Below are 17,832 nucleotides of genomic sequence, written 5' to 3'. Positions count from 1 at the left end.
CAATGCCTTATTTTAATAGTTTCCAGCCCGCATTTCCGCCCCGGCTTTGGTATTGCGCCCCGTAGGAACCGCTGAGGCATACTTTTACTTTTGTTGTTAGTTTGTCTAGCCGGTAGGCGGGGTAGGGCACCCACTGCCGCTCGGTGCGTTTGCAGCCACCCCACCAGGATCGGTCAACGCACACATCGTCCCAGTACCATTCCCGCTCTATTTTGTAGTCATTACAGCCAAGCGACGCGCTGTTATCGCGCCAGACCTGGAGTTCACCCCGCGCTTGGGCGGCAAAGTTCCAGCCTTTGTCTTCCATAAAGCCACCATCGAGCGTCAGGCCCAGACCCATTTTTCCATTCAGTGCCAGGCCAATGATTGATACGCGTCCTTCGGCATCGAAAATAGTCTGACCCAGCACCCGGAAAGAGCCCGTGCGGAAATTGACGCCCAGCGCCAAGTCACCCCGCAAAACGGCTTCCACGTTGGCCTCAACCAGGCTCAGGCCCGCTACCGATACGCGATCTGACCATTTGAACTCGCGGCTCATATCCATCTTCAGAAAGCTACCCGTTGCCGTCGTATTGTCAGCCTGGAGCAGGTAAGCGGGAATTTTGCTGGTATACAGACTCAGTTCTGGGGGCATGCCGTCAGCTACCCCCGCCGTTGTTCGGAACACAATCGGCACCCCGATCACCCCATTGGCAAGGCCACCCAGCGCGGCCACCCGCACGTTGGCACCCAGAAAAATACCAATCGATGGGTCGGCAATAACCAGCGCATTGACTTCGGCTTTCGACTCTTTCGAGACCTCAATTTCGCAATTGAGTTTAGCCATCAGCCGGGTCCGGCAGAAGTCCAGTTCGAGTTGCGTTTCGCAGTATTTGTCGCCATTGACGAACATCTCACCGTTGCCTTTTATGACAGGCTTGGCCCCGCAGGCTTTGTTATCGAACTCCACCAGTAACCGGATATTTTTATACTGGCAGAGTTTAGGATTCGTCATTGTCGGCGTTGGTACGGCCGACCCAATCAGGAACACTTTATACTTCTGGTCTTCCGTGTTCAGGTCAAAACCGCCCCCGAGCGAGGACCAGGTGATGGGCCCCATCGGAACGGCCGACGAGGCCTGAAAGCCCGCACCCAACTCGATGCCTTTGGGTAGTTTGTAGTACTTCAGGTTGGCGGCAAACCGGTTATCGGCCGTTTCCAGGTCGATGGCCCCTTCGAAGCCCTTTTTCTTCTCCAGCATCGAGACTTTCACTTTCCCGAAAGCTTTGAAGGCAGTCGACTCCATCTTGATCATGATCTCGTTGATGCTGGTTTCCCAGCCCTCGCCAAAGTCGCCCACCACCAACGACACGTCGGAGTCGAATTTAATACCGTCGGCTTTCTGGGCATCGGTGGAAAAACCACCCGCAAAGCCAAAAGCCATTGATGCCGGTGGATCGGCCTTGACAATTTTCTCGGCCAGTTCCTTAATGGTCAGGCGTTCCGAACTGGTGTTGCCCCGTAGCGTCTGGGATTCTTTGCTGAGCGCTCCTTCACGCAACCGGTTACCATCTTTGTCCGTTGCCGCGTTGCCCAGCGAATCTTTCTTGATGGTCGTGTTGGCCTGATTGAAGCTTACCGTGCGGTTGATCTGGTTGACTTCTTCTTCGTTCATGGCCAGCAAATCGTTCACTTCGCTTTTCTTCAGCGCGTCGGCCGAGCCGTCGGGTTTTTTGCCCGCTTTGGTGAATACCAGCCGCCGAATATTGAGTTTCACCAGACCGGGAATAAGATCGATGGGTCGGGGTTTGGCCGAGACAACCCATTTCCCCGTTGTCGACCAGACAAACTTCTGCAACTCGAACGGAAAGACACTGCTCATAACCCCACCGCTGGCTGGAGTCGCATCGGTTGGCTGGGCTGGTTTAGGCTGACCAGCCAGCGCCTTTTGGTCCGCTTCGGTCAGGCTCTTGCCAAATTTATCGGTGGAGTCCGTCAGGGCTGTTTTAGGCGCAGAACCGTCGTATTCGACGTTCAGCGAGGTTTCCAGCTCATAGCTCTTGTCTTTCGTATTTCGCTTAAATACAATGGTTTTTTTACCCGATGGCCGGAAGCGAATCGACTTGACCCGGAAGCCCTGATTGGGCAGGGAGAGTTCCGTTGCCGGAAAGCATGTGCCGTCCACTACATTGAATGTCAGTGAGTTGACGTCAACGTAATTGTCTTTGTCATTCGAGATACGCCCCGAGATGCCGTAGCCTTTAAAATCGTTGACAATCTGAAACGACTTTACTTCGAGCAGAAAACCGCTGGTTGTTTTACCACCGGCGACGGCCTCCCAGATGTTCTTCTTGCCGTCGAGGGCAAATGTCGCCTGCTTGAGTTTAAATTCTTTATCGATTTCCAGTTTCTCCAGTATCAGCTTGGCGGAGTCGGAGGCTACGTACGGGATGGTTGGCAGCGAGAGCGATCCTTTCATGCTGATGCCCGACTTTTTCAGGACCACTTCCTTTCGTTCAATGTTGACGTAGGGAACCAGTGTGTTGAGGTAGTTACCAACTGTGTTCTGCACCATACCCGGCCCCTGGGGCGCGTTACCCAGCGGAAACCGGGCGTAATTGGGGTCGAACTGTACGTTTTTGCTGCCAGCGGCTGCCGCCTTTTCGCTCTGCCTTGCTGACCCCCCGGTAATGAATTCGACCGCGTACTCGGCGTCGTCTTTCATATCCTCCAGGTTCTTCGTAGCAAAGGCAACCAGGTAAGGTTCTTTCTCCGGAATTTTGGCTTTATCGTCTTTTTTCTCGTCTTTTTTACCGGCCCGCTTATCCGCCAGTTTTTTCTGGTCCTTGGCATCATCGACGGCATCCTTATCGTTGAAATCCCCGGCCTTGGCCACTTTGTCGGGCTTCTTTTTAGTCAGTTCCATTTTGCCGAAATTGAAGCCAGCGAGCTGGGTCTGCATAAACTGCCACGTGGCTCCCCCCACCTTACCCTGACCTGCCTGCCCGGCCACCTGCTGAAGCCGGATGAAGGGTTCGCCCGCCGGGTTACCTTCTACCTTAACGGGCGCAAACCCGAACAGTAAGGCATCAAACTCGGTCTCGACCAGGTTAACCGAACTGAGCACCGGCACCGCGTTGGTCTTATCTTTCGGGTCGGCTTTAACAATAACGTCTTTGAAGGTTAGCGTCAGTTCTTTGCCTTTGGTTATGCCAAATAGCGTACTACCGTCCTTACTGTTTTTAGCCCACTTGTCGAGCTGAATCTTTCCCGAAATTTTGTACGTTTCGCCCCCTTTGCCTGCATCGGCTCCGCTGTTGCGCACGGCCTGCTCAACGGTGGCATCGAAGGTGAGTAGTTTCGTGAACGTTGGCACACTTCGCTCCCGCCGGGTGAGGTAGCCCCGCTTGAACTGAAGCCGGTTGGGCGTTCCCTCAATGAGCTTGGCAAAGGCCACCGGGTCGCTGGCTGCAAAGGCGTTTATGTCGGCTTCGCTCACGCTCATCTGGACATCGTTGTACGCAATAATCTGGCTGGTGTCTTTTATGGCTTTCCCTGCCCGGACGTCATCACGAATCACGTACGTCGTTGGCTTTGATAGCTTCAGGGTGTTTTCCCGCCCTTTTTCAACCAAAATACGGAACGTGCCTTTGGCATCGGTTTCCGCTTCGCCCACGCCTTCGTTCTCTACTTTTGCCCCGGCAATGGGGCGGAGCCGGTTGGCCAGATCGGGGCCCGGTACAACCAATGAGTCTTTGTCCGTGTGTAATCCCGCCACAAACAGGGTACTGTCGAGCACCATACCCCGGACATAAGCAGCGGGCCGGAGCCGAATTGCAAACGTATAGATAGTGTCTCGTTTATGGGGTTTGGCGGGCAGTTTGACGGTCTGGGTTACTTCTGAATACAGACTGCCCGCGCCCTTGTTCTTAAAGGCCACTGTCACCGTGGTGCCGGTGGTGGTAGCCACGTATCCCGCCTGCCCGCCACTTTTTACGGGCGTATTCTCCACCAGAAGTTCCGTGTCGGCTGGCAGAAACGTTTGATTGGTCAGTGAATCGGTTAGACTGCGCAGACCCAGCGTCCGTTTGTCATCGGCGACGTAGAGCTGAATACGGTACTTTTTCTGTACCAACGTGAGCTGGATATCCGCTTTTTCATGAATCGCTACGGCCCGTTTTCCGGCGCTGGTGAACAGACGTCCGTAGGTTTCGGCTGTCACAATCGGTTGTGTACCCTCGGACTGGGGGGCATTTTTCAGACTATTTGTCTGCCCCAGTGCCCGCAGCCAATTGTCCTGGTTGTCGGCACTGCTACCCGCCACGGCGGTTCGGGCAAAAGCATTCAGGGACAGTTTCAGCGGGGCATACGCATCGGCCATAATTCGTACGCTGTCTTTTCTGGCATCCAGTGCCAATAGGGCTGGCTCATCCAGCACCAGCGAAAAATAGCCGTTGGGTTGCGTCTTCACACTGACGGCTCCCATCGTTACCACCGCCCCGGCCAGCGGGCGTTTGGTCTCGTCGTGCACCAGACCGACCACATGCACGGCGTTATCCGTTAGCAACATGTTCTGCTCCAGACTGGTACCCGAAAAAGCAGGGGTTTGTGTCAGCCGGATACTGTTGTCGAGCGGGTCGGGTACGGTGACCGTAATGGCTTGCCCCGGTTTGATACTGGCGGGTACAAGTGCCTCATAGCGACCATTTTTGTCGGTTGTATAAGGCTGGCCTGCTACCTGCACCGTCGCATTAGCAACAGGACTGGCCAGCGTACCCCGCCCCACTATTCCCCAAATGCGTCGGGAAGAGGATAGATAGCGAAATTGATCGTTAACCGTCAGACTCTGGCCTGCCTTGACTTCCTCTATGCCCGTAATGGGGAAGAACTGCGGTTCCTGGCCCTTCTGGCGCACGACTACCAGGAGTTGATCGTTGAAAAGGTGGTTGGTGAACAGACGGGACAATGCCTGATTGCCATTGAACGTAGCCATTTTTACGTAAGCCTCGTTGTTAAAGCGCACTTCGGTACGGGTACTGGCGTTGCCTTCCTGAGCCAGGTAGGGCGCGGCCTCCACAACCGATTTCAGCCGGTAAAGAGCCACTTCCTCCACTGCGTCGGCTACTGCCTGGTCTCCGGCGGGCAGTAGGAACGTTGGTGCGTAGCGGAATGTATTGGCAATCAGCGTCATATCAGGCGACTTCAGCACACCCTCCGGCTTGGTGGGTATTTTAAACGGCGTCATCGCTTCACCAAAGGCGTTGTTTTTGAAGCGGGCTACCAGAAACAGATTCTCTGCCTGTTGCAGCAGCTTGATGGTTTCGCCTTTGAACTCGAAATTACCCTGTGCGTCGCTCGATACGGTCTGAATGAGGGAGTAGCTGCTCCGTTGCCGGGCAAACGTGCTGGCATCGACGGGGGTACTGCCCGTATTATAGAGGCTGATAATCGCGTCGTTCAGCGCAAACCGGCGATCCCCCGCCTGCTGCTCCGGCCAGGGTTGCCTGACTATCTGGCGGGGGGTAATGGTGCTGCTGGTACCGAAGAGCGTACCTGGCTTGCTGAAGGCTTCTTCGGTGCTGTTAAAGGCCCAGTTCACATGGCCTCTAATCGAAAAGCCGGTTTGGTTCACCAGTTGCAGACTGCTGAGAGGAACCACTTCGGAAATGGCCCGCTGCCCATCGCCCCCGGCGGCCGTTACCCGCGCTTCATAGGGCCTGGTAGGGTCGAGGCCATTGAACGTGAAGCTGCTGTAAAGACCCGTCGCCTGTGGGTTAAGGGTGGTGCTGCGCCAGGGACCGTTTTTACCTTTCTCCCGAATTTCGACCACAAATGACTGGTGGTTTGACTCACCTTTCCAGTTGAAACTGGCTTCGGTGGTGTTCGCGTCGTTCCACGTTAGCCGCAAGTTCGAGGGGGGTAACAATGGGGTGCCGTAGTTGAAGTACTGAATTTCGGAAAATCCGTTGTTGCGGAATACGCCCACGTCTTCGCGGCCGCGTTTGGCAATGGCTTCTACCCGGTAAGCGTACGTACGGCCGGGCACCAGGGGCGGCATGGTGGGGTCGTATACCAGGGTCGTTGTGCGGGTACGGGTTTTATAATAGGGGGGCTGAGCCAGAAACAGGTTCTGCACATTACCACTAAATCCCCGGCTGATCAGCAAATCCGTGATGGTGAATTCGTACTCAACGTCGTTTACATTGGTGTGGCGTGGCGACCATTGGAAAATAATGTTCTGGGGCAGAACGGGCGTCATGGTGAGGGCGTTCTGCGGCATAATCCAGACGGGTGGCTCGTTGATGGTAATCCAGACGGGGTTCGCCCACTGTACGCCCGAAATGGGCCGGTTCGTGGCGTAGTCGATAATTTCGACGCCAAACCGGAAGGCCCCCTCACTAAAGGGACGGGCGTACTGCGCTGCACTGATCTTCAGGTTGTACTGCTTGAAATAATTGGCTACCTGCTCGGCGGGAAGGCTGTACACCTGCCCGAAACTGAGCGTCAGCGGGGGTTCTCCCTGCACCAGATCGGTACTCTGAACCTGAAACCCCTGCCCTTCGATGTAGACGCGAATGCGGAAGGGACGCGAGGCAATAGACCGGTCGTTTTGCTGCACCTGAATAGACAGGTTAGTCTGGGAGGGGTTGCTAAAATCGGCCAGATAGACGGGGTAGGGCGGCAACTGCGTGAATCGAGCTACTACCGGGTAAAATTCCTGCGCCTGCACGGGCGCGTATCCCAGCAGCAGCAGTCCGGCCAGCAGCCACCGATACACTTGATAAAGAAAGAGAGAACGTAAAGTTGGCATAAGGTGGGTTATCAAAACGAGAAGTTATAGCCAACGTTGCCGTTGACGTAGGTAGCGGGCTGCGTGCTGACCACCGCCGTAAGGAAGTTAAAGGCATGATGCCGCCCGACCCGCATATTGGCCAGCAATTGGGCGTTTAGGGCTAGTGAGGTAGTGCCCCCTTCCAGACCAGTCAGGTTGGTATTGACATTCAGAGCCGATACAGTCAACGTCGTATTCAGGCTCTCCAGAAAGGTTTTCTGGATGCCGATGGTGGGGCCGATACCCTGGATAATGCCCGTGGGCAGGGCGTTGCGAAAATACGAGATCGACGCATTGAGAGCCGCTTTCTGCGGTAAAAAGCCCAGTGAATAGGTCAGGCTGGTATTTAGGATACGCGTCTTACTGTCCGTATCCTTGATGTTGGCGCGTGCACTCTGCGACCCCACATAGGTAACCACAACGTTAAGCTGCGACGACCGGGTTTCGGTCTTGACCAGCACTTTGTTCATGGTATAGCCCATTGTTTGCGATACCAGTGAGTAGGCCAGGGTATCGATAATTTGCCCCGGTACCCGCACCAGCCGCGAATAGGTATCATTGAGGAAGCGGTACGACCGGAAATTCGAATAGTTAATGCCCATCGAGAAGCCTTCCTGCAACTGGGCACTGGCCACCAGTGATCCCACAAGCCGGTGCTGCCGCATAACTTTCTGCTTCCTGATGTCGTCTTCCTGAAGCCCTACGTTGGTGCTTAGCTGCAGTTTTCCTCCACGCAATGTCTGGCTTGCGTTAACGGTGTAGTTGGCCAGGTCATTAACGAAATAATAACCGCCCAGCGTGGTGTAGTTTGGGTCGATGCGCTCGTAACCCGCACCCACGATGGTTTTTGTTCGGGCTATGTTGTAATTGACCGCTACTTTAAGTGCATTGTACGACTCGGAGGTCGCGTTACCCCGCACGAACAGGCCCGCCATCGACCGCACCGGCACCCGCTCGTAGTTTGGTGATTGATCTTTGGTGATGACACTGTTGGCGTATTCGGCGTTGAGTTGCAGGGCGTGAAAGAGCGTGGTACCAAAATTGAGGCCTACCACCCTATTTTCTTTGGGCGTTACGACCTGGTCATCAAACCGGCGGAGGGTTTCCGGGATCGTACTTGGGTCATCCTGGGCGCCGAAGAGCGTCATCCCCAACAGGTACTTGCCGGGGTTGTAAGCCACTTTCAGACCATAGCCCATTCGCCGGAAGGTAGGGCCGGTGATCGTGGTGTCGGTGTACTGGTCCCGCAACAGCCGCCCGGCCATGGCCTGCACGTTCCACTTGCCCGGTGTCGCTTCCACGCCCACGCCCACAAACTGGTGGCCGTTGAGGGTATACGGGGAAAACGTCATGTAATTCGTGCCGATGTGCGCCGTTACCCATTTATATGTCGGGTGAAGACTGAATTGGTTAAACGAATAGCCCTGCGAGAGATCCAGCCGCCGGTCCGAATAATTGAAGGTCAGCGGCACGTTGATTGTCCCAAAGAAATTCAGGTTCAGGTTTCCCGACAAAAAATAATTGAAAGGAGCATCTGCATTGGGTAGCCCCGCGCTGAAGATGGCATTAGCCCCCAGTCCCCCCGATACCACCAGGGGCTTGGCCTTGCCGACAGTACCGAGGTTAACGGATTGCGCCAGCACCGATTGGCCGATCAGCCAGCCACTCAGGCACAGCAACAGGCTCAGCCCATTGCGAAAATGATGTAGTTGTTGCATTAAACGAACCGATTAGAAGACGGGTGAAGGCAGGTTATTGGGAGATCAAAATGTGTTTGGTAATGCGGACGGTAGCCGTTTGCACCGTCAGGACGTATAGACCGGCGGTGACCGTATTGGGCAGGTTGACCGTCAGCGGGTTGGAACCATGCTTGCTGTATTCCTGACCGAAGACGCGCTGATGGCCCGAGATGGGTTGCACCGTTACCAGAAAATCCTCGTCGGCCGGGTTGGTAATGGCCAGTTGTAGGGTTGTGCTCACGGTGGGATTGCTCATGACCGTTACCTCAAGGGGCGCTGCGTTCATTGGCCGGGGGAAGCCATTGTCATCGAGACTGGCTTTAATGTCGATGGTCTTGGTCAGGCGGTAGTCGCAATTGTCAACGGTCGCAATTTCGGTGATGTTATACGTACCCACCTGGGCAAAACTCAGCTTGGCCTGATAGGTGTTCTGACTAACGATGGTGCCGCCCGGCAACTCCCAGCGAATACTGGCTGGCGCGGGGCTGGTCAGGTCAACGGCTACAACGGATTTGCCCGCTACGGCCTCACTGGGAACGGTAAAGAGCTGGTTCACATAAGTAAACTGCCGGACTAGTATCGTACCCTGTCCACCGCAACTGTTTTCGTCGAGCACCGTGATCTGGTACGTACCGACCGCGCTGGCCTGAATGGTAGCGCCGGTCTGGGTGGTGCTGTTGGGCAGTGTCCAGATGAAGGTTTTCCCCCATGTCAGCGAGGCCGCACTAAGTTCGAACGGTTTGGACGGGCACACTTCCTGGGTACCGGGTAGCCCCAGCACACGCGGGGCCGGTGCCGTCAAGGAGACTACAGTGGAGGTGATGACGCATCCTTTTGCATCCTGAATGGTCAGGGCCGTTTCTCCGGAGCCACACACACTGAGCGCTGTTGGTGTAGTGACAGACAGGTTTCGCCAATTATACTGATAGGGAGCCGTACCACCCTGTACCGTCGACGTCAGCATTCCGTCGCAGCGGCCAAAGCAGGTTGGGGCGGTGTAGGCAATACGCGTCGTGAACGTAGCGGCACTGTCGGGCACAACGGCTTCGGTGGTGGCTATGCAACCCGATGCATCCGTTACGGTAAAGGTTTGTCGCCCGCCGGGTATTTTGGTAATCGTGCTGCCTGATAGCGTATTTCCATTCCAGATGATGCGGTAGGGTGCCCGCCCGCCTTCGGTTTGCAACGTTACCTCACCCAGGGGCAGGTTGGTGCAGTAATTGGGCCGTATCTGACTGACGGTCGTTTTTAGCAGAGCGGGCTCAATCACCTGGGCCGTGGCGGTCGTTGAAATGCCATTGGCATCGGTAACGGCAACCTCATAGAAACCAGGTGCCAGTCCGGTAATGGCTAGTCCCTGACCAATAATGGCGGTCGTTCCCTGCCTGCGCCAGATCGTTTGATAAGGCGGCTGGCTCGTCAGGGCTACCCCGCCGGTTACCGACACCGTGGCGGTTCCGTCGGTGCGGCCAAAGCAGGTAACCGGCTCCGTCGTGATCGTAGCGATCAGTCGTTGAGGAGCCACCAGCGTCTGAGTCAGTGACCGCTCGCATCCATTCCTGTCGGTCACCACAAACCGGTATAGACCGCCATCAACAGGCGACAGACGACTGGTAATGCCCGTGCTGGTGGCCGTTGTCTGTACAGGGGTAGTTAGTTGGGTTCCGTTGGCATCGTACCAGCGCCCGGTATAGGGACCTGTCCCTCCCGATGCGCTCATTTCGATGCTGCCGTCTCTGGAATCAGCCGAGAGCGGTTGTTTTACCGTGCCGATAAGGGCCGTCAGGGCTGAGGGTTCGTTAATGCTTACCAGCGTAGGCGTAAGTACGTCGCAGCTTCGGGCGTCGATGACCCGAATCGTGTACGTGCCTTTATCCAGATTGGTCAGGGTTTGAGTCGCACCAGCCGCAAAAGCGACGGGAGGAGCGCCGTTAACACTGTAGGCGTACCCCCCGTAGTCGCTGCGAGCGGTAATAGCCAGACGGCCGTCCTGTTGTCCGTTGCAGGTTACGTCGGTAGCCACTACGCTGCCAGTGGGTTGCGTAGGTTGCGTAATGGGCTGACTACCAGTTGCGGTGCACCCTGCCCGGTCGGTGATGGTGAAGGTATAGGTTCCTACTCCCAACTCTTTGACGGTTGCGTTGGTAATGCCGGTTGGATTGGTCCAGCGCACATTGTAGGGCGCGCCCGCTGCTCCACCAGGGATAATGGTAACTGACCCGTTCTGGCCCGCAAAACACGTTACGTTCTGTACGGTTGCCGTAAACGTGACGGGTGATAGCTGAATGACCTGAATAACGTTACTACGCGGTTGTCGTGAACATCCCTGATTGGCGCAGGAGGCCGTATACGCACCCGCCTGCCCGGTGGTAAATGTGGAACCTAGCCCAACGGCATTGTCATCGAGAAACCAGGTAACAGCGCCGGTGCATCCCTTTGCCGTCAGGGTGGTCTGATCGCCTACGCACAGGCCATCGGGTTTATCGGTGGTAATCGTTGGGGTTTCAATCCGGATAACAGTCAGGGTGGCTTCGGCGGTGGTGACTGTGCCACAGGGGCCGATCAGTTCGACCCGATAGCTATCGTTTTGGTTCGCCAGCGTAGCTGTCAGCGTGTAGATTCGATCGGTAGTACCCAGCGGTTGCCCGTTCCGGTACCATCGGTAACCTGTGATCTCGTGCCGCTGGCCGCGGATGCAAATGTGACGGAGCTACCCTCGCAGGTAGTCTGCGAAACAACTGATGTGGTGATGACGATGGGTACGTTAACGACCAGCGTAGCTTCGGTACTGACCAGCGCGTTGCCACTGCAGGTAGCCGTACCCGTTAGCCGTACCCGATACGTACCCGCGTCTCCCGGCTGAATGGCTGCGATGGTGTACATAGCCGTCGTAGCCCCGATAATATCATTGCCGTCCTTTTGCCACTGGTATGAGCCAGCGTTAGTTGCCGTAGCGGAGAAAGTATAGTTCTCGCCCACGCACTTAGTGGCCCCTACGGGCTGGGCGGTGAGGCTGGGCTTGGAGTTGACCGTCAAGGTCACGCTGCTGCTGGTGAGGGTGCCGCAACTGCCCACCACGTCTACTTTGTAAGTGTCATTGTTGTTGGCCGGGCTGGCTGGCAGTTGATAGCTGGCCGAAGTCGCCCCACTGATGGCCGTGCCGTTGCGGAACCACTGATAAGCGGTGATGGAGCCACTGGCCTGCACAGCGAAGGTCGCTGATGCGCCTTCGCAGATGGTGGTGGGCTGGGGCTGGGTGGTGATGGCAACGGGCGTATTGACTACCAGTTGGGCGGGCTGGGTGCTGAGTTGGGTGGCGCTGCAACTGCCTATTCCTGAGACGATGAGCACGTACTGGCCCGGATCGCAGGTGGCGCACAGGTCGGTGAGCGTCAGTTGGGAAGTAGTGGCTCCGCTGATGTCGCCCGCCTTATCGACCAGATCGTTGCCGTCCTTTTGCCACTGGTATGAGCCAGCATTGGTGGCCGTAGCGGAGAAAGTATAGTTCTCGCCCACGCATTTAGTGGCGCCTGCGGGCTGGGCGGTGAGGCTGGGCTTGGAGTTGACCGTCAAGGTCACGCTGCTGCTGGTGAGGGTGCCGCAACTGCCCACTACATCTACTTTGTAAGTGTCATTGTGGTTGGCCGGGCTGGCTGACAGTTGATAGCTGGCCGCGGTGGCCCCGCTGATGGCCGTGCCGTTGCGGAACCACTGGTAGCTGGTGATGGAGCCGCTGGCCTGCACGGCAAAGGTGGCCGAACTGCCTTCGCAGACGGTGGCGGGCTGGGGCTGGGTGGTGATGGCAACGGGCGTGTTGACGATTAGCTGGGCGGCCTGGGTGCTGAGCTGGGTAGCGCTGCAACTGCCTATTCCTGAGACGATGAGCACGTATTGACCCGGATCGCAGGTGGCGCACAGGTCGGTGAGCGTCAGTTGGGGAGTGGTGGCTCCATCAATATCACCTGGATTGTCGTCCAGGTCAACACCGTCTTTCTGCCATTGGAAAGTCGCCGTACCTGTCACGGTTGCCGTGAAGGTGTACGTATCACCCACGCACTTGGTGGCTCCTGCGGGTTGTTGGGTAATCGCCAGCGAACATTGGGCCAGCCCTTCTTGTGTCCAGATAAAACTGCATAGCACAACCACAAGTAAACGCGTGAACCAGATCGCTCCTCGGTTAGGTATGATCAATGAACGAAGATTGATAGCCGATACCTGGCTGTTTTTGTACCGAATGAGTAAAGGAAAGGGCATAATAAGCGAAGGTGGTTGGTTAGATCCCGCGATCTGATTTGACTAGATACGTTTCTCGATCTACCGGAATGGGGTGAACTGACACTGAGTAGAATTTCTATCAAGACCCAACAGCAGCAGGTAAAACCAGTACATAAAAGAACAAGGCATAGGCGATTCGCAATTGAATTGCGACTAAGGCACTATACGATGTATAGCAGCTTGATGATCAGTATATAAAAACAGAAATTCTATAGACATAATGATAAATTAATCTGTCAGCTTGTAGACTTTACAATAGTACCTGCGAAGTTGAGGGTGATTACTTGATGAATCTATACCTGATAGCAGGTAGATGGGACGTTTAGTCTGACTAGTTTTGCTGGCGCAGGTACCAGTGTAATTAATTCGATGAGGAACCTCAGCCATGCTTCTGGTCGAAGCCGCTTTCGGGCCATCCCGCACAAACAAGTTGTAGTGATACCCGGTCGTATTCGCTCAATACGTGTCTGATTTGAATACGACTAGCCAGATAAAGAAAATGCCACCCCGGCAAGAGGTGGCATGGAAGGGCCGATGAACGCTCACCGATCCGGTAATTGATAAGTCAACGTTAATGCCGATTGTAAACCGGTTGGCCGCAGGGCAGAGCCATTGGTGCGTTTATATTGCCTGACTAAGCCCCGTACAGATTCGTTTGTAGAAACGCATTCCGAAATTTACCCGTCGGATCGTACTCGTTCACGAGTTGCTTAAAGGCCGGAAGCTTTTCGTAGCGAGATTGTAGTTGTTTGGGAGCCATTGTAAACAGCTTACCCCAGTGCGGTCTTGGATTGAAGGGCGACAGTTCTTTTTCAATCAGGGGCAAGACCTTTTTGACCGAGGCCCAGTCCTGCTTCCAGGTAAAGTGAATGGCCAGGCTGGGTTGCTTGTAACAGGGGCTCATCCAAAAATCATCGGCGTCGATTGTACGCAGCTCCGAGATCATCAGGTGGGGGCTTACCTGATCGCGTAGTCGCTCCACAGCCAGAATGGCGTCGACCGCATTTTTTCGGGGAACGAAGTACTCGGACTGTAATTCCTTGCCGCTGCTGGGTGTGAAGCCCATGCGGAAGTGCGGCATACGTTCGTACCAGGGGCCGGGCACACCCAACTGCTCTGTGCAGTTCACGGCCGAAAGCTCAGCAATGGGATGCAGATTTTTCTTAGCTAGTGTAGCCCCGAAGTAAGTTGGGGCTGCGGGTTCTGACCTGGCACCTTTGTCGATGCGCTGTTTAATCCAGACTTCGTTGATGCGGCCCTTCTGCCAGTCGGTAAACAAACTCACGCTGTAACCCGCCGAGGCAATGGTCTCGAAGTGATCTTTCAATTGCGCCATGGGCAGGTTTTCGTACACATACTGGCGCATCAGAAACGTAGGCTGAATATCGAGGGTGACTTTCGTAACAACGCCCAGTGCGCCCAGATGAATAACGGCCGCTCGGAAGTCGTCACCGTCTTTAGCGCGGGATAAGGTTCGTACATCGCCTGCCGCCGTAATGATTTCCATACCCGACACGGCCGTTGCCAGATTTCCGTTTTTGATACCCGATCCGTGCGTTGCCGTTGCGCAGGCACCGGCAATGGAAATGTGGGGCAGCGATGCCAGGTTATGAAGGGCGAATCCTTTTTCGTCCAAGTAAGGGGCCAGCTGACCGTATTTCATGCTGGCATCAACCGTCACGGTATGGGCTTTTGTATCCAGCGCAACCACGTCGTCCATCGCTTTGAGCGAAATCAGATTGTCTTTACTGTCCGCAATCCCGTTGAAGCAATGGCGAGTGCCCAGCACTTTTAGCTTGGGGTATTTCTTAATAAGCTCCTGAACTTGTCCGATTGATTTGGCCGGGTAGAGTCGGTCGGTACTGTATTCATAATTGCCAGCCCAGTTTTTTAACTTTTCGTCGGCGACCAGGTCAACCAGGGGAGATAATGCGGGTGTTGCCAAAAGAGTAGACGATAATTTAAGAAAGGTTCTTTTGTTCATAGTCAGGGGGCGTATAGGGTTGGTAAGGTAGACAACTATCGAAATCGGCGTTCACCAGAAGGCGTGCTTTCTGCGCGATTTTGTCTTACTTCCTAAAGAACTGACCTCAACAGCTTTACTTCCCCGGATAGTACGAATTCAACGCAACTCATTGGTCGCACTTCCCTGGTTGGCTCACGCAGGTGGTTTCCTGCCCTAAAATCAGGCACTTAATAAAGACCAGCGCCCGTGAAGCAGCTATCCCGGTCAAGGTCGGCCAGTAGCCCCGGTTGCGTGGGATGCCAGTTCAGGCGTTGTTGTGTTTGCTGGCGGTAGGACGGAATATCCAGTGTGGCGAAGCGCGCAAACCAGCCAAAATGCGTAGCGGCTTTTTCGGGAGATTGACTAACCACCGGCAGGTTCAGTCGTCGGCAGATGAGCTCGGTAATATTCCTAAAGGCAATACCTTCTTCGGCTACTCCGTGCCACCGGGTTCTGGTATTTTACTTTACATGAATACCCTAAAGAGGGATGCGGCAAATTTAAGATAAATGGTGGAGTTTTTATATTCATAAAAACTAAAGTGGCCACAATCATTCGGCTCAGTACCTTAGTCTTTGGATGTCACCCGACGAAATAGCTTTTGAAGAAAAATACGTTTTTCATCTAGTTGAGGTACCCATTCACAATTTTCAAGAGCTGTGTTACTTTAAACAAACTAGTGAAAGCGCCCACTTTGTAAAAAATATCGTGTATACCAAACCGACTTTACTAGGCCGCAAAACTCTCTTTAACAACAAGCTAACCTTGCGAGAGGGTGATCAAAAAAATGTCTTGTTACTAACTAGCGAAAGTGAGCTGATCCAAACTCTTAAGCGTGAGTTTGCAATAGATATTTCACTTTACCGACAAAATTCAGTTTTCATCTGCTTTTCATCCCTTTACCTAATTAGTAGTTACAAACTGGGCGTCAGCAAAATACAGAATTGCTTGTCTTGTCCGTCTCATGAAATGCCCGAGTTATAGATAAGCAACTCTGTTTTCGTCTCTTTTTGGAGCGTTTCAGGAGACGGTTATGTTTTTTCTATCTGTCAAACCGCACCGGCGGACCGGTCATCAGTCGCATACACTTCGCTACTACCATTTTGACTAGTCATAACTTCACCTTCATCCCGTAAAAGTCATTTCACACCCCTCAAATTCTGAGCTATTTACTGATGAATGCCACCTTCTTGAAGGGCTTTGGTAGCAATGAACCGGCTCGTAATGGACAATCATCTTTGAGTAGTTTCAAAACCATCTCCTCATTCTTGATCAGCACCTGATAGATCCCAATCGCTTGGGTGTCGCAGGGACTAGTCCCACTTACTTTTTTCCAAGTCAGCGAATCGCCTTTCATCCTATAAGTCATCGTTTCGAGCAACTGCTTGTCGGCTACTGTATACATCGTCATCGTGTCGGCTCCATACCGAAGAACAACATCCACGACTTTGCTCGTCTCGACCGTTCCTTGCCAGGCGGTATTGGCTAACTGGTTTTTCACCTGGGCAGTAGCCGTTAAGCTCGCTGCTAGTAGAAGAGTAATGACAAAGAATGGTTTCATCAGGTAAAGTAGTAATGAGTCGTTGAAGGAAGGCCAAATTTATTCAGCCAGGCTAATTGGCTTTAGCGTATAATTACCTGATTTCACCCTAGGCGACTGAATGAGGTAGACAACTAGTAATAAACCAGCGTTTGAAGAGCTATAGTTTTGGGTATTGATTAGGGCTTGAGATGAGACTACGAATCAGCCAACCTTACTGTTTGAGCTGATTAATAGGTGGACCGACTCGCTTGAATCCATGCGCTTCCCGAAACGTATCTTGATCGGCTTCACTCAGGTTTTTTAGCGCTCCGGCACTGATCTTCTGAAAGCACTCTTCCATTTTGCCCGCTGGCTGAAAGGTCATTAACAAACGGCCTGCGCCTGATCCCACTTTGGCAAAACAGTGAGGTACATTCCGAGGACCGAATACGGTATCGCCAGCTTTCACCTGATGAAGGACATCACCAACCTTAATCAGAAATTCCCCTTCCAACACATACCATAGTTCATCTTGATCGAAATGAACATGCAGGGCAGGCCCTCCTTCCTTAACCCGTCGGGATTCATAGACATATAAATCTGCATTCGTATCTTTTGTAGATACTTTTGTCATGAATGTATCCCCATCAAACAGCGAAATAGGTTGATTAAACCTGTCCTTACCAGCCTCTACCTTAAAGCCTTTCTCTACCCGGACTCTTCGGATGGTTTGGGCAGCCCACAGGAAAGGTGAAGCCAGGGAAGTGCCCATGGTTAAACAGATGTTGAGAAAACGGATTCGCTTCATCATGTTGGTTGTTTATCTAAGCTAAAATAGATTCGGGGAGCAAGTCTACCACCATTTATCACTGATCAGGAAAGGTATTGAGGGAGTGGAAAGTAATTCTGGAAAGGAGCCTTAGTTGGAACTCATTAAGGCTACGTTAGAAGTACTCAACTTGTATTTCTTGATATGACCTGTCAATTCGTTTAGGCCAATGTACAATTGAAAAGCACGCTCCGTCATTTCCTCGATATCTACATGTTGACTATACATAATATGCCCAATTTTGACGTAATACGACTTTCCTTTCTCTAGCTGGATAAAGACGGGTGTCGGCTTCTTACCGGACCAGGGATGTTCAGGATCGTAAAGAGTTTTCTACAAAGCGGGGTCGCATTAGCGAATCATACTGGCCTATAGGTTTTAGGTCCAGTATGATTCGCTAATGCGACCCGTTTCGTTGTAATCTTGACTCTTGGGAAATCTATTTCACAAATGCCCAAATCGAGAATATATAAATTTCTCTTTGTCTCACAGGGAGCGTTTTTCCGAGACGCTGATTTTTAATATCTGTCCAACTTTACCAGTTGACTACGACTGTAGCATTTTCTTTCCTCTGCTCAAAGTGAGAGATATCTGTCCGGCATGATGCGCTGTGTGAAACAGCACATGACTAAATAAGCGCGCTCGGGAAAC

General features: G+C 53.5%; 9 protein-coding genes. 1 reads left to right on the top strand and 8 read right to left on the bottom strand.

Annotated elements, in window-relative coordinates:
- Nucleotides 1–7: 7 nt before the first annotated feature.
- From ACYU87_RS20955 to ACYU87_RS20930, 6 genes are all read right to left on the bottom strand, one after another.
- On the bottom strand, nucleotides 8–6,790 hold the full coding sequence (locus ACYU87_RS20955) for a fibronectin type III domain-containing protein (RefSeq protein WP_461136057.1): 6,783 nt from the start codon (nucleotides 6,788–6,790) through the stop codon (nucleotides 8–10).
- 11 nt (nucleotides 6,791–6,801) lie between these two features.
- A complete protein-coding gene (locus tag ACYU87_RS20950; protein WP_461136056.1) occupies nucleotides 6,802–8,529 on the bottom strand; it encodes a hypothetical protein in 1,728 nt (575 codons plus the stop codon).
- A 34-nt stretch (nucleotides 8,530–8,563) separates the two neighbouring features.
- Entirely contained in the window at nucleotides 8,564–10,837 is a 2,274-nt protein-coding gene (locus tag ACYU87_RS20945) for a SprB repeat-containing protein (protein WP_461136332.1), read from the bottom strand.
- A 320-nt stretch (nucleotides 10,838–11,157) separates the two neighbouring features.
- A complete protein-coding gene (locus tag ACYU87_RS20940; protein ID WP_461136055.1) occupies nucleotides 11,158–12,804 on the bottom strand; it encodes an immunoglobulin domain-containing protein in 1,647 nt (548 codons plus the stop codon).
- A gap of 655 nt (nucleotides 12,805–13,459) precedes the next feature.
- A complete protein-coding gene (locus ACYU87_RS20935) occupies nucleotides 13,460–14,809 on the bottom strand; it encodes a D-arabinono-1,4-lactone oxidase (protein ID WP_461136054.1) in 1,350 nt (449 codons plus the stop codon).
- Between the two features lie 209 nt (nucleotides 14,810–15,018).
- The gene (locus ACYU87_RS20930; protein ID WP_461136053.1) at nucleotides 15,019–15,201 is read right to left on the bottom strand and encodes a hypothetical protein; all 183 of its coding nucleotides are present in this window, start codon (nucleotides 15,199–15,201) and stop codon (nucleotides 15,019–15,021) included.
- Between the two features lie 208 nt (nucleotides 15,202–15,409).
- Between ACYU87_RS20930 and ACYU87_RS20925 the strand changes: the two genes are divergently transcribed.
- Nucleotides 15,410–15,814 (top strand): arylamine N-acetyltransferase, encoded by a 405-nt coding sequence (locus tag ACYU87_RS20925; protein WP_461136052.1) that lies wholly within the window; start codon nucleotides 15,410–15,412, stop codon nucleotides 15,812–15,814.
- Between the two features lie 181 nt (nucleotides 15,815–15,995).
- Here the strand turns inward: ACYU87_RS20925 and ACYU87_RS20920 are convergent, their stop codons facing one another.
- Together ACYU87_RS20920 and ACYU87_RS20915 are read right to left on the bottom strand one after the other, a co-directional pair.
- Nucleotides 15,996–16,391, bottom strand: a complete 396-nt coding sequence (locus ACYU87_RS20920) for a hypothetical protein (protein ID WP_461136051.1) — start codon at nucleotides 16,389–16,391, stop codon at nucleotides 15,996–15,998.
- 193 nt (nucleotides 16,392–16,584) lie between these two features.
- A complete protein-coding gene (locus tag ACYU87_RS20915; RefSeq protein ID WP_461136050.1) occupies nucleotides 16,585–17,163 on the bottom strand; it encodes a cupin domain-containing protein in 579 nt (192 codons plus the stop codon).
- Between the last annotated feature and the right edge of the window lie 669 nt (nucleotides 17,164–17,832).

Source organism: Spirosoma lituiforme, from assembly GCF_054776635.1.
Note: the sequence above shows the minus strand (reverse complement) of the source record. Positions and strands in the feature narration are given on the sequence as shown.

Excerpts from the sequence above, each read along its gene's own strand:
- ACYU87_RS20940 (WP_461136055.1), bottom strand. The coding sequence starts at position 12,804 with ATGCCCTTTCCTTTACTCATTCGGTACAAAAACAGCCAGGTATCGGCT.
- ACYU87_RS20935 (WP_461136054.1), bottom strand. The coding sequence starts at position 14,809 with ATGAACAAAAGAACCTTTCTTAAATTATCGTCTACTCTTTTGGCAACA.
- ACYU87_RS20915 (WP_461136050.1), bottom strand. The coding sequence starts at position 17,163 with ATGATGAAGCGAATCCGTTTTCTCAACATCTGTTTAACCATGGGCACT.
- ACYU87_RS20955 (WP_461136057.1), bottom strand. The coding sequence starts at position 6,790 with ATGCCAACTTTACGTTCTCTCTTTCTTTATCAAGTGTATCGGTGGCTG.
- ACYU87_RS20920 (WP_461136051.1), bottom strand. The coding sequence starts at position 16,391 with ATGAAACCATTCTTTGTCATTACTCTTCTACTAGCAGCGAGCTTAACG.
- ACYU87_RS20950 (WP_461136056.1), bottom strand. The coding sequence starts at position 8,529 with ATGCAACAACTACATCATTTTCGCAATGGGCTGAGCCTGTTGCTGTGC.
- ACYU87_RS20925 (WP_461136052.1), top strand. The coding sequence starts at position 15,410 with ATGTCACCCGACGAAATAGCTTTTGAAGAAAAATACGTTTTTCATCTA.